Annotated in this window: 10 protein-coding genes; 9 read left to right on the top strand and 1 reads right to left on the bottom strand. The window is 71.3% G+C overall.

What is annotated here, in order from left to right; all coding sequences use genetic code 11:
- Positions 1-9 precede the first annotated feature (9 nt).
- Complete coding sequence (locus tag EV691_RS04095) at positions 10-810, bottom strand: SDR family NAD(P)-dependent oxidoreductase (protein WP_131299827.1); 801 nt, start codon at positions 808-810, stop codon at positions 10-12.
- A gap of 304 nt (positions 811-1,114) precedes the next feature.
- Between EV691_RS04095 and EV691_RS04100 the strand changes: the two genes are divergently transcribed.
- From EV691_RS04100 to EV691_RS04140, 9 genes are all read left to right on the top strand, one after another.
- The gene (locus EV691_RS04100) at positions 1,115-2,998 is read left to right on the top strand and encodes a sigma-54-dependent Fis family transcriptional regulator (RefSeq protein WP_131299830.1); all 1,884 of its coding nucleotides are present in this window, start codon (positions 1,115-1,117) and stop codon (positions 2,996-2,998) included.
- Between the two features lie 192 nt (positions 2,999-3,190).
- Positions 3,191-3,262 (top strand): pyrroloquinoline quinone precursor peptide PqqA, encoded by a 72-nt coding sequence (gene pqqA / locus EV691_RS04105; RefSeq protein ID WP_072432761.1) that lies wholly within the window; start codon positions 3,191-3,193, stop codon positions 3,260-3,262.
- A gap of 45 nt (positions 3,263-3,307) precedes the next feature.
- Complete coding sequence (gene pqqB / locus EV691_RS04110) at positions 3,308-4,216, top strand: pyrroloquinoline quinone biosynthesis protein PqqB (protein WP_131299834.1); 909 nt, start codon at positions 3,308-3,310, stop codon at positions 4,214-4,216.
- A 114-nt stretch (positions 4,217-4,330) separates the two neighbouring features.
- Positions 4,331-5,083: a pyrroloquinoline-quinone synthase PqqC gene (pqqC, locus tag EV691_RS04115; protein WP_131299838.1), complete on the top strand. Its 753-nt coding sequence runs from the start codon at positions 4,331-4,333 to the stop codon at positions 5,081-5,083.
- A 213-nt stretch (positions 5,084-5,296) separates the two neighbouring features.
- The gene (pqqD, locus tag EV691_RS04120; RefSeq protein WP_131299842.1) at positions 5,297-5,575 is read left to right on the top strand and encodes a pyrroloquinoline quinone biosynthesis peptide chaperone PqqD; all 279 of its coding nucleotides are present in this window, start codon (positions 5,297-5,299) and stop codon (positions 5,573-5,575) included.
- Positions 5,547-6,689 (top strand): pyrroloquinoline quinone biosynthesis protein PqqE, encoded by a 1,143-nt coding sequence (gene pqqE / locus EV691_RS04125; protein WP_131299846.1) that lies wholly within the window; start codon positions 5,547-5,549, stop codon positions 6,687-6,689. Before pqqD ends, pqqE begins: the two co-directional genes overlap by 29 nt.
- Positions 6,690-6,933: 244 nt before the next feature.
- Positions 6,934-8,877, top strand: coding sequence for an alpha/beta hydrolase family protein (locus EV691_RS04130; RefSeq protein WP_131299850.1), 1,944 nt, complete (start codon positions 6,934-6,936; stop codon positions 8,875-8,877).
- Positions 8,878-8,888: 11 nt separating this feature from the next.
- On the top strand, positions 8,889-11,411 hold the full coding sequence (gene pqqF, locus EV691_RS04135) for a pyrroloquinoline quinone biosynthesis protein PqqF (protein WP_131299854.1): 2,523 nt from the start codon (positions 8,889-8,891) through the stop codon (positions 11,409-11,411).
- Between the two features lie 134 nt (positions 11,412-11,545).
- Positions 11,546-12,838 (top strand): coiled-coil domain-containing protein, encoded by a 1,293-nt coding sequence (locus EV691_RS04140; RefSeq protein ID WP_131299857.1) that lies wholly within the window; start codon positions 11,546-11,548, stop codon positions 12,836-12,838.
- The last annotated feature ends 27 nt before the right edge of the window (positions 12,839-12,865 follow it).

Raw genomic sequence — 12,865 nt, forward strand, 5'->3', positions numbered from 1 at the left:
TCCCTGGAGTCAGAGCGAGAAGCCGCCGTCGACGGCGATGGCCTGGCCGGTGACGTGCGGGGCGCAGGCCAGGTAGACGGCGAGCTGGCCCATGTCCTCGGCGGTCTGCGCCTCGCCCTGCGGCAGCAGGCTGGCCTGGTGGCGCTCCCAGGACTGCGCCTCGCTCTCGCCGGCCTGCCGCCAGCGGCTGGCCAGGCCCTGCTCGCCGCGCCACATGCCGGTGCCGACGATGCCGGGGCAGAGCGCGTTGACGGTGATGCCCTCGCGGGCGACCTCCTTGGCCAGGGCGTTGCTGAAGCCGACCACCGCGAACTTCGAGGCGCAGTAGTGGGACAGGTCGGGAAAGCCGACCTTGCCGGCGATCGAGGCGACGTTGACGATCCGCCCCCAGCGCTGCGCGCGCATCGGCTCCAGCTCGGCCTGGCAGCAGAGGAACACGCCGCGGGCGTTGACGTTCAGCACCCGGTCCCATTCCTCGACGGTCAGCTCGCCGACCTTGTGGATGCCGATCACCCCGGCGTTGTTGACCGCCACGTCGAGGTGGCCGAAGCCCTCGACGATCTTGGCGACCATGGCCTGCACGCTGTCCTGGCGGGCGACGTCGACCGCCAGCGCCAGGCTGCGCCGGCCGAGGGCCCGGACCTGGGCGGCGGTTTCCTCGGCGCCGGCCGGATCGAGGTCGGCCACCGCCACGTCGGCGCCGGCGCGGGCCAGGCTCAGGGCGATGCCCTGGCCGAGGCCGCGGCCGGCCCCGGTGACCAGGGCGACTTTGCCGGACAGGGAGAATTCGGGAAGGGATGACTCGGACATGGGGCACCTGTGCTTGTTGTTATGGGCCGGGGCTGCCGGCCGCTTCTGCCAAGGGAGAGAGCAAGGGCGGTGCCAGAGTGCTGGAAGTTGCCGAAAAGCCCCGTGCTAGAGCGGTTTTCTCGGCAGGCTGGCGGGCTTGGCGGAGGCCCGGGCGAGACGCCGGGTGTCAGCGCGACGGCCGTTGCGCTGAGATGCCGAGACGCTCCGTCTCAGCGTCGGGCTTCTCCGCTCCGGCGCTTGTCGCTGCGGGGGGAAGGGTGCTTAATGGGGAAACAACAACAAGACGACGAGAAACGGAGACTGCATGCTTTCCGCACACTCGAAAGCCCACGTGGACTGTGTCAGCCGCGTGTTGAAGAACGCCTCCGGCCTGCCCCAGGCGCCGGTTCCCGCACCCATCCTCGATTCCTGGCGCCGCTCGGAGCAGCACCGGCTCGACCCCGGCTCCCTGCAGGGGCCGCGCATCCTCGACCAGACCCTGCTCAGGGAGTGCCGCGAGCGCGCCGAGCTGTTCCTGCGCATCGCCAGCGAGGAGGTCGGCCGCCTGCACGGCCAGGTGCGCGGCGCCGACTACTGCGTGCTGCTCGCCGATGCCCAGGGGCGGACCCTCGACTACCGGGTCGATCCGGCGATCCGCAGCGACTGCCGCAAGGCCGGCCTCGACCTCGGCACCTGGTGGTCGGAGGGCGAGGAGGGCACCTGCGGGGTGGCCACTGTGCTGGCCAGCAAGATGCCGCTGACGGTGCACAAGCGCGACCACTTCCGCGCCGCCTTCATCGGCCTGACCTGCTCGGCGGCGCCGGTCTTCGACCCGCAGGGCGAACTGCTCGGGGTGCTCGACGTCTCGGCGGTGCAGTCGCCCGACGACCGCCGCAGCCAGACCCTGGTCCGCCAGCTGGTGGCGCAGAGCGCCCGGCAGATCGAGAACGCCTTCTTCATGCACAGCGCCGGCGGGCACTGGATACTGCGCGCCCATGCTGCGCCGGGCTACGTCGACAGCCAGCCCGACTACCTGTTCGCCTGGGACGCCGACGGCCGCCTGCTGGCGCTCAACCCGGCGGCGCGCCGCTACCTGCGCCAGCGCTTCGGCGAGGTGCCGGGCCACATCGCCGAGGTGTTCGATCCGGACGCCCTGCGTGCCGCCGGGGACGGCGTTGCCCAGCCGCTGCTCGGGCGCGGCGACGCGCCGGCCCTGTACGTCCGCCTGAGCGCACCGCCGCGCCAGAGCCGGCCGGTGCCGCGGGTCGCGGCGCGCGGCGCCGAGCTCGATCCGCGGATCGCCGAGCACCTGCGCCTGGCGGTGCGGGTCAAGGACCGCAACCTGCCGGTGCTGATCCAGGGCGAGACCGGCGCCGGCAAGGAGGTCTTCGCCCGCCAGGTGCATGAGGCCAGCGCCCGCCGCGGCAAGCCCTTCGTCGCCCTGAACTGCGCGGCGATCCCCGAGAGCCTGATCGAGAGCGAGCTGTTCGGCTACGCCGCCGGCGCCTTCACCGGCGCCTCCAGCAAGGGCATGCGCGGCCTGTTGCAGCAGGCCGACGGCGGCACCCTGTTCCTCGACGAGATCGGCGACATGCCGCTGACCCTGCAGACCCGCCTGCTGCGGGTGCTCGCCGAGGGCGAGGTGGCGCCGCTGGGCGCGGCGCGGCGCCAGGCGGTGGACATCCAGGTGATCTGCGCCACCCACCGCGACCTGGCGGCGATGGTCGCCGACGGCAGCTTCCGCGAGGACCTGTATTTTCGAATCGGCGGCGCGCGCTTCGAGCTGCCGCCGCTGCGCGAACGCAGCGACCGCCTGGCGCTGATCAACCGCGTGCTGGAGGAGGAGGCGGAGTCCTGCGGCGAGCCCGTCGGCCTGAGCGCCGCGGCGCTGGAGTGCCTGCTCGGCTACCGCTGGCCGGGCAACGTGCGCCAGCTCCGCCACGCCCTGCGCTACGCCTGCGCGGTGTGCGCCGGCGGGGTGATCCAGCCGGACGACCTGCCGGCCGAACTGCGCGGCGGGCGCCTGGCCACCGGCGAGGACGCCGCCGCCCTGGCCTCCGACCCGGAGCGCCAGGCGCTGCTCGACGCGCTGGTCCGCCACCGCTGGAAGCCGGGGCCGGCGGCCGAATCCCTCGGCATCTCCCGCGCCACCCTGTACCGTCGGGTGAACCAGCATGGCATCGAGATGCCGGGGAAAAGGCGCGGCTGAGGGCGGCTCCGGCCGCCCGGGGCCTTTTCTTCTTTAATGGAAAGAAGAGCCGTGGCTGCCAAGGCCGCTCGTTCGCCTGTCGGACGCCAGGCGTTCCTTGCCGGCATTCCGAACGGATCGCTGCATGTCCCGTCGAAATAGTCGGAACGGGATGAACCTGACCCCCCACCACGCACTTGCAAGGAGTCTGTCATGTGGACCAAACCCGCCTTCACTGACCTGCGCATCGGTTTCGAAGTGACCCTGTATTTCGCCAACCGTTGAACGAGTGGCCCCGGCGTGCCGGGGCCTTCCCCAGACGGAACTGCCATGCACATCCGAATTCTCGGCTCGGCCGCCGGCGGCGGTTTTCCCCAGTGGAACTGCAACTGCCGCAACTGCCGCGGCCTGCGCGAGGGCACCCTGCGTGCCACGGCGCGTACCCAATCTTCCATCGCCCTGTCCGACGACGGGGCGAACTGGATTCTCTGCAACGCCTCGCCGGACATCCGCGCGCAGATCGAGGCCTTCCCGGCCCTGCAGCCGGCCCGCGCGGTGCGCGACACGGCGATCCGCGCTCTGATCCTCCTCGACAGCCAGATCGACCACACCACCGGCCTGCTCAGCCTGCGCGAAGGCTGCCCGCACGAGGTCTGGTGTACGGAGATGGTCCACCAGGACCTGACCAGCGGCTTTCCGCTGTTCGACATGCTCGAGCACTGGAACGGCGGCCTGCGCTGGAAGCCCATCGAACTGGACCGGCCGTTCGTGATCGATGCCTGTCCGGCCCTGCGCTTCACGCCGATTCCGCTGCGCAGTGCGGCGCCGCCGTACTCGCCGCACCGTAACGACCCGCACCCGGGGGACAACCTCGGCCTCTTGGTCGAGGACAGCCGCACCGGCGGCGTGCTGTTCTACGCCCCCGGCCTCGGCCAGGTGGATGCGCCGCTGCTCGACTGGATGGGCCGCGCCGACTGCCTGCTGGTCGACGGCACCCTGTGGCGCGACGACGAGATGATCCACGCCGGCTGCGGCAGCAAGCTCGGCAGCGAGATGGGCCATCTGCCGCAGAGCGGCGCGGGCGGCATGCTCGAGGTGCTCGACGGCCTGGACGGGCGCAAGGTGCTCATCCATATCAACAACACCAACCCGATCCTCGACGAGGACTCGCCCGAGCGCGCCGAACTGAGCGCGCGCGGGATCGAGGTCGCCTGGGACGGGATGGATATCGAACTGTAGGGCGGGTCAGGCCGCAGGCCGTAACCTACCGTTGGCGCAGGGCCGGTTGGCGGGTTACGCCGCTTCGCGGCTAACCCGCCCTGCGCCAGCGCCACACCCCCACGAGGAGCCATGATGACCGAGCCAGCCATGAACCCTGCCGAATTCGAGCAGGCGCTGCGCGCCAAGGGCGCCTACTACCACATCCACCACCCGTTCCAGGTCGCCATGTACGAGGGCCGCTCGACCCGCGAGCAGATCCGGGGCTGGGTGGCCAACCGCTTCTACTATCAGGTGAACATTCCCCTGAAGGATGCCGCGATCCTGGCCAACTGCCCGGACCGCGAGGTCCGCCGCGAGTGGATCCAGCGGATCCTCGACCACGACGGCGCACCCGGCGAGGAGGGCGGCATCGAGGCCTGGCTGCGCCTCGGCGAGGCGGTCGGGCTCAGGCGCGAGCAGCTGCTGTCCCAGGAGCTGGTGCTGCCCGGGGTGCGCTTCGCGATGGACGCCTACGTCAACTTCGCCCGCCGCGCCAGCTGGCAGGAGGCGGCCGGCAGTTCGCTGACCGAGCTGTTCGCCCCGACCATCCACCAGTCGCGCCTCGACACCTGGCCGCAGCACTATCCGTGGATCGAGGCCGGCGGCTACGACTACTTCCGCAAGCGCCTGAAGGAGGCGCGCCGCGACGTCGAGCACGGCCTGCGCATCACCCTCGCGCACTTCACCACCCGCGAGGCCCAGGAACGCATGCTGGAGATCCTGCAGTTCAAGCTGGACATCCTCTGGAGCATGCTCGACGCCATGAGCATGGCCTACGAGCTGAACCGCCCGCCGTACCACACGGTGACCGGCGAGCGGGTCTGGCACCGGGGGATCGCGTGGTGATCCCGAATGTAGGATGGAAAACGACCGCAGGTCTTTTCCAGCGTGGCGGCGAGTGGTGGGAAAGCGCTGCGCGCGTTTCCCACCCTACGAAGGTGTGCCGATGAGCGACGAAGTTCCGGTCGGATGGAAAACGCGCGCCGCGATTTTCCAGCGCAGTCCACACTGGTGGAAAAGACCTGCGGTCGTTTTTCACCCTACAGAGGGAAAATGCCCATGAGCGAAACCACCCTGAACGATATCCCCCAGTTGCGCCGCGGCTTCCGCCTGCAGTGGGAGCCGGCGCAGAACTGCCATGTACTGCTCTACCCCGAGGGCATGGTCAAGCTCAACGACAGCGCCGCGGCGATCCTCGGCCAGGTCGACGGCGATCGCAGCATCGCCGCCATCGTCGCTGCGCTGCGCGAGCGCTTTCCCAAGGCCGAGGACATCGAGACGGACGTCCTGGAGTTCCTGGAGGTGGCGCGTGAGCGGTCCTGGATCGAGCTGCATTGAGCCGGGCCCGCCGCTGTGGCTGCTGGCCGAGCTGACCTACCGCTGCCCGCTGCAGTGCCCGTACTGCTCCAACCCGCTGGACTTCGCCCGCCACGGCGAGGAGCTGTCCACCGCGCAGTGGATCGAGGTGTTCCGCCAGGCCCGCGAGCTGGGCGCCGCCCAGCTCGGCTTCTCCGGCGGCGAGCCCTTGGTGCGCCAGGACCTGACCGAACTGATCCGCGCCGCCCGCGGCATGGGCTACTACACCAACCTGATCACCTCCGGCATCGGCCTCAGCGAGGCGCGCATCGCCGAGTTCGCCGCGGCCGGCCTCGATCACATCCAGGTCAGCTTCCAGGCCGCCGACGAGGAGGTGAACAACCTCCTGGCCGGCTCCGACAAGGCCTTCGCCCAGAAGCTGGCGATGGCCCGCGCAGTCAAGGCCCACGGCTACCCGATGGTGCTCAACTTCGTCACCCACCGGCACAACATCGACCACATCGAGCGGATCATCGAGCTGTGCCTCGAACTGGAGGCCGACTTCGTCGAGCTGGCGACCTGCCAGTTCTACGGCTGGGCCGAGCTGAACCGCGCCGGGCTGCTGCCGACCCGCGCCCAGCTGGAGCGCGCCGAGCGCATCACCAACGAGTGGCGGGAAAAGCTCGCCGCACGCAAGCACCCGTGCAAGCTGATCTTCGTCACCCCGGACTACTACGAGGAACGTCCCAAGGCCTGCATGGGCGGCTGGGGCAGCCTGTTCCTCGACATCGCCCCGGACGGCACGGCACTGCCGTGCCACAGCGCGAAGATGCTGCCGGTGCAGTTTCCCAACGTGCGCGAGCACAGCCTCAGGCACATCTGGTTCGACTCCTTCGGCTTCAACCGCTTTCGCGGCGACGACTGGCTGCCCGAGCCGTGCCGCTCCTGCGACGAGAAGGACCGCGACTTCGGCGGCTGCCGCTGCCAGGCCTTCCTGCTCACCGGCGACGCCGAGGCGACCGACCCGGTGTGCGGCAAGTCGGCTCATCACGGCCTGATCCTCGACGCCCGCCGCCAGGCGGAGGAGGCGCCGCGCGGCCTCGACGAGCTGGTTCAGCGCAACGTCCGCGCCTCGCAGATCATCTGCAAGGGCTGAGGGGGAAGGCAGATGAGCAGTGCCGGGGTATCGGGCAGGGCCGATCGTTCCCACGCTCCCGCGTGGGAATGCTGCCGTGGACGCTCTGGCGTCCGGGGAGCGTTCGAGTCGCTCGGGTATGGCTCCCACGCAGGAGCGTGGGAGCCATCGACATCCGAATGAGTGGGGAGGCCGCATCGGTGGCTCTCCACCCGGCGGCCGATGAGCTTCTCCATCGGCCCTCGATTGGCCATTTTCGGGAGGTTTGCCCGTGTCCACGCAACCCTACGGTTCCTGGCCCAGTCGCTGGTCGGCCGGCGACGCCGCCGCGGCCAGCCGCGACTTCGCCGAGCTGCGCGTTGGCCTCGGCGGGCTGCTCTGGCTGCAGTTCGACCCGCAGGAGGCGGGCTGCAGCCTGTGGCTGTGGCGCGAGGGCGAACCGCAACGCCTGACCCCGCCCGGCCACTCGGTGCGCAGCCGGGTCTACGAATACGGCGGCGGCGCCTTCTGCGTCGTCGGGGACGGCGTGGTCCTGGTCGACGAGGAGGACCAGCAGCTCTACCGCCTGGGCGTCGCCGCCGGCAGCGTCCCCGAAGCGCTGACCGCGCGTTCCCACTGCCGCTACGGCGACCTGCAGTTCGCCCCGGCCTGGAACGCGGTGCTGGCGGTGGAGGAAAGCCGCGAACAGAACCGCGTGATCCATCGCCTGGTCGACCTGAGCCTGGCCGACGGCACGCGGCGGGTGCTGGCCGAGGGCGCCGACTTCTATGCCGCGCCGCGGCTGAGCGACGACGGCCGGCGCCTGGCCTGGATCGAGTGGGACCGTCCCGAACTGCCGTGGACCGCCACCCGCCTGTGCCTGGCGGAGGTACTTGCCGATGGTTCGCTTGGCGACCGCGAGGTGCTGGCCGGCGCGGCGGGCGACGAATCCGTGCAGCAGCCCGGCTTCGCCGCCGACGGGCGGCTGCGGTGCCTCACCGACCGCGCCGGCTGGTGGCAGCCGTGGGCGGAGCAGGGCGGGCAATGGCATCCGGCTCCCGAGGCCGGCCACCCGCTGGACAACGGCACAGCCTTGTCCAGCACCGGCACCGGCTGGAGCGAGCCTCGGCTCATGGCGGAGGCCGACCACGCCCCGGCGCCCTGGCAACTGGGCACGGTCAGCCACCTGCCACTGGAAGATGGCGGCTGGCTGCTGGCGCGCCTGGAAGAAGGCTGGGGCCTGCTGGTCGAGCGTGCCGCCGATGGCCGCGAGCGGCGCCTGGCTGCCGAGTTCTCGCGTTTCCGTCAGTTGGCCAGCGACGCGCAGCACTTCTACTGCATCACGGCGGCGCCCGACCGCCTGCCGGCCGTGCTGGCCATCGCCCGCGATTCCGGTCGCGTGCACGTGCTGGCCGGCGGCGAGCGGCCGCTCTCCGCGGAGGAGCTGTCGCGCCCTGCGTCGATCCGCTTCGCCACGGGCGAGGGCGAGTCCGCCCAGGCCTTCTTCTACCCGCCGCGTAATGCCGCCTGCGCCGTGCCCGCGGATGAGCGGCCGCCGCTGGTGGTGTTTCTCCACGGCGGGCCGACCTCGGCCTGTTACCCGGTGTTCGATCCGCGCATCCAGTTCTGGACCCAGCGCGGCTTCGCCGTGGCCGACCTCAACTACCGCGGCTCCAGCGGTTTCGGTCGGGCCTTCCGGCTGCGCCTGGCGGGCGAGTGGGGGCGCATCGAGGTGGAGGACGCCTGTGCGCTGGTCCGCCGCCTGGGCGAGGCGGGGCTGATCGACCCGGCGCGGGCCTTCGTCCGCGGTGCCAGCGCCGGCGGCTACACCGCGCTGTGCGCCCTGGCCTTCCGCGACTTGTTCCGCGGCGGCGCCAGCCTGTACGGGGTCAGCGATCCGTTGAGCCTGCGCCGGGTCACCCACAAGTTCGAGGGCGACTACCTCGACTGGCTGATCGGCGATCCCGAGCGCGACGCCGAACGTTACCGGCAGCGCACCCCGCTGCTGCACGCCGGGCGCATCGAGGCGCCGGTGATCTTCTTCCAGGGCGGTCTGGACGCGGTGGTGGTGCCGGAGCAGACCGAGGCGATGGTCGCCGCCTTGCGCGCGCGGGGTGTGCCGGTGGAGTACCGCCTGTATCCCGACGAGCGCCACGGCTTTCGCCAGGCCGCCCATCTGGCCGATGCGCTGGAGCGCGAATGGCGCTTCTATGTGGATCTGCTGGATTGAGGGGCCAGGCCATGGGGGAACTGCCGCCGCTGCGCCAACGCAGCCTGCGCCTGGACAACGGCGTGCAGGCGACCCTGCTGCACGACCCGCAGGCCAGCCGCGTCGCCCTGGCCGCCGGGGTGGAGGCCGGCAGCCTGCACGAGCCGCCGGCCTGGCCGGGGCTGGCGCACTTTCTCGAGCATTGCCTGTTCCTCGGCAGCGAAGGCTTGGCCGAAGCCGGCGCCTTCGCCGGGTACGTGCACGGCCGGGGCGGGCGCTACAACGCCCGCACCCTCGGCCTCCATACCCAGTACTACCTGGAAATGCCGGCGGGCGAGCTGGTCCCGGCCCTCGAACGGCTGTGCGCCCTGCTGGCGCGGCCGCTGCTGCTGCCCGAGCGGCTGCTCGCCGAGCGCGAGGTACTGCATGCCGAATACCTGGCGCGCTGCCAGGACGGCGACAGCCAGCTGTTCGGTGCGCTGGCCGGCCTGCTCGATCCGGCCCATCCGCTGGCGCATTTTCATGCCGGCGCGCGCGACAGCCTCGATTCGCCGTCAGCGGCCTTTCTCGCCGAGCTGCGCGCCTGGCATGCCCGGCATTACCGGGGCGAAAACCTGCGCCTGCTGGTTTGCGGGCCGCAGTCCCTGGGCGAGCTGGAGACGCAGGTCCGTGCCGTCGCCGGCGCGCTGCCGGGCGGCGCCCATGTGTCGGTACCCGACTGGCCGTCGCCCTGGCCGGTCGGACAGGGCTGCCTGCGTCTGGAGCTGGAGCAGCCGGCGCAGCGGCGCATGAGCCTGTGGTGGGCGCTGGAGCATGTCGCCGCGCGCGACGAGCCGGCTCTGGATCTGCTGCGCCAGGCGCTGTGGCGCAGCGATGCCGGCAGCCTGCCCGGCGTGCTGCGCGCCCGTGGTCTGGCGCAGCAGGCCCGTCTGGAGCTGCACCCGGCGGATGCCGGGCAGGCGCTGCTGGCCCTGCATCTGGAGCTGCTGGAGGAGGGCCGTGGCCGTGAGGAGGAGATCGCCGCCCTCTGCCGCGACTGGCTGGCCTGTCTGCAGGCGGCGCCCGAGCGGATCGGCGATCCGCTCCTGGCCGAAAACGGGCGCATCAGCCAGGCCTGGGACGAGTACGAGCGGGCGCCGCTGGAGCGTGCCGCGCTCTGGCTGGAGCGCTGGCAGCGCCAGGGCGGCGCCGTACCGACGCTGTGGCCGGCACCGGTGGCCGGTGCCGAGCTGGGCGAATGGCTGAGGCCGTTGGCGCAGCCGCCGCTGGTCCTGCAGTGCTGCCGCGCCGCCCTGCCGCAGGGCGAGTTCACTCCGCGCTTTCCGGTGCGCCGGCTGGTGATGCCGCTGGCCGAGCTGCCGCCGGTGCAGGAGGCTTGGCAGCTTGCGCCGCTCAATCCTTTCCAGGCGCCACCGCCGTCGACAGTGGCGCAAGACTGGCCGGCGGAGTGGCGCAGCACCGGCGCGGAGCTGCTGCGTCCCGGCCATGCCGCATTGCTGCTTGCCTGGCAGGCGGCAGAATCGGGCCTGGAGGCGCAACTGGCGGCGGAACTGGCGGAGCTGGCGCTGGCCGAGCGCTGGGCCGCGCTGCTCGGCGAAGCGCAGCCGTTCGGTCTCGATTGCCAGCTGTCGAGCGGTGCCGGACGCCTGAGCCTGTGCCTGAGCGGACCGCCGGCCGCTTTGCCGCTGGCGCTGGAGCGCCTGCTGGCGGCGTTGCGCGAGGGCGACGCGGCATGCTGGCGCGAGGCCTGGCAGCGGCGCCGCGACGAGCAGGCACGGCAGATCCTCCTGCGCCGCCTGCTGGCCCATCCGGCGGCGCGGACGCGCCAGCCGGTCGATGAGGATGCGCTCGCCTGCCGGCTGGAGGCGTTGGACGAGGCCGGCCTGTCTGCACGGGTTGCCGAGTGCCTGATGGCCGCCGGCCTGTGCGGCTGGCGCATGGGCGAGGTGCCGCCCGCCGTGCTGCCGCTGCTGCAGGGAATCGGTCGTCCCGCGGCACCGGCTCCGCCGCGGCTGGCGGCCGGCGGCGAACGCGAACTGCATCTGGGGATCGCGGGGAGCGAACAGGCGGTCCTGCTGCGTCTGCTGGCGCCGCCCGGCGAGCCGCGCCGGGAGGCGGCCTGGCGCCTGCTGGCGATCCTCTGGCCGGGCGCCTTCCATCAGGCCCTGCGCGTCGAGCAGGGGCTGGGCTATGCGCTGTTCTGCCGTTTCGTCGACGCCGAGGAGGGCGCCGAGCTGCAGTTCGGTGTGCAATCGCCGCACGTTCCGGTCGCGCGCCTGCAGCAGGCGATCCGGGAGTTTCTCGTCGTGCAGCAGCACCGCCTCGCCGGTCTGGACGCCGAGCGACTGGCTTCGGCCCGCCGGGCGGCGCTGGAGGCCCTCGACGAGGGCAACCGCCCGGCATGTCTGCAACGCGCCGCCACGGCCTGGCGCGGCGGCCGGGCGGACGACTGGTCGCAGCGGCTGCGCGCCGAGCTGGAGCGGCTGCAGGTGGGTGACCTGCTCGCGGCGTTGGCGGGAGCGGACATTGGCTGGTGCTGGGTGATGTCCGGCTGAAAGGATCGGCCCGTGCGACATTCTGGCCGACCGGCTGCCGCGCGATGTGACGAATTTGCCAACCGACCGGGCAAAGGCATCGGTGGTTTTCTGGACAATATCCGTACCATTGAGCTTTCCCCGGGGCGATTTTTGTGGAACACGATGCGGACAAGCGGAGCGGACAGGAGCTGCAGATCGTGCAGGCCTTCTCCTCCGTGGAGGTTTCCGAGCAGATCATCCGCTCGGCCGACATCAAGGGACTGGTCGGCGGCATGCTGTCCGCCCAGGACGAGGTCGGTCGGAGCGCCGAGGAACTGGAGCGGGCGCGCCAGGAGAAAAAGGGCGGCAGCCTGATCGGCAACTGGTGGAAGGACCGCGACGACAAGCTGCAGGATGCGCAGATCGATCTGCAGAAGTCGATCGGCAGCCTGTCGCAGAAGTCCTCGCAACTGCTGATCGTCAATGCGGCGATCTCCAAGGTCCTGAGCGACCAGCAGCGGGTTCTCCTGCAGCAGCAGAACATGCTCAGGCAGCAGGCCGACCTCCTCGAGGAGCAGAACCGCAGGATTCTCGGTCAGCAGCGGGCGCTCGAGCAGCAGCAGCAGGAAATCGACCTGGCCAACCGGGGCCTGCTGGAGGCCCGGGACGTCACGGCGGAGCAGACCGACCGGCTGGTCGGCAGCGTGAAGCGCCTGGAGCAGGCCGAATCGCAGATGGAGGCGCTCAACCAGCAGATGGTCGTCTGCGTGGCCGAGGATCTGGTCACCGCGGTCAGCGACTGGCGCACCCGGCTCGACGACCTGGGCCGCGACTTCACCCAGCGCCAGGCCGGGCTGGAGAAGAAGCTGTTCGACGAGTTCCGCGACCATCTCGACCAGGTGCGGACCGAGCTGGAGGCCGCTGCGGACAGGAGTGCCGCCTGTGCGGTAGAGCTGGAGCGGAAGCTGCAGCAGCAGGCGCAGGCCGGCCAGGCGCGCATCGAGGCCCAGGAGGCGGCGGCCCGGCAACTGCGCGAGGCGCTGTCGGAGCGGCTGGCGAAGTTTCGCCAGGAAGTCGTCGCCATGCTGGAGCAGAACGTCCTGCCGCTGCGCAAGGCGCTCGGCAACCTCGAGCTGCGCCAGGGGGCCTGGCAACAGGAACAGGCCCGCGTCCTGGAGGCGCAGCGCAAGGCGCTGCTGCAAGTGGAGGGCGAGCTGAGGCTCCGGGGCGAGGCACTGGCGCAACTGGCGGACGAGTCGAAGCGCAAGGATGAGGCGCTGGAACGGCTGGAGAGCGAGGTGACGGCCAGGGCCGAGGCGCTGGGCAATGTGGAGGCTCGTTTGCAGTTTCTGGAGGAGGCGCAGGATCGGAACGCCGGACGCAATCGCCTGGCCCTGGCAGCGGTCGCCGGACTGGCGCTGGTGTCGCTGGGCTGGCAGCTGGCCGGGCTGGTAGGGGGGGGGTGAGGGGAAGGGCAGGCCAAGGCCCCGTAT

Origin of the sequence: Azotobacter chroococcum, assembly GCF_004339665.1 — a bacterium.
Lineage (GTDB): Bacteria > Pseudomonadota > Gammaproteobacteria > Pseudomonadales > Pseudomonadaceae > Azotobacter > Azotobacter chroococcum.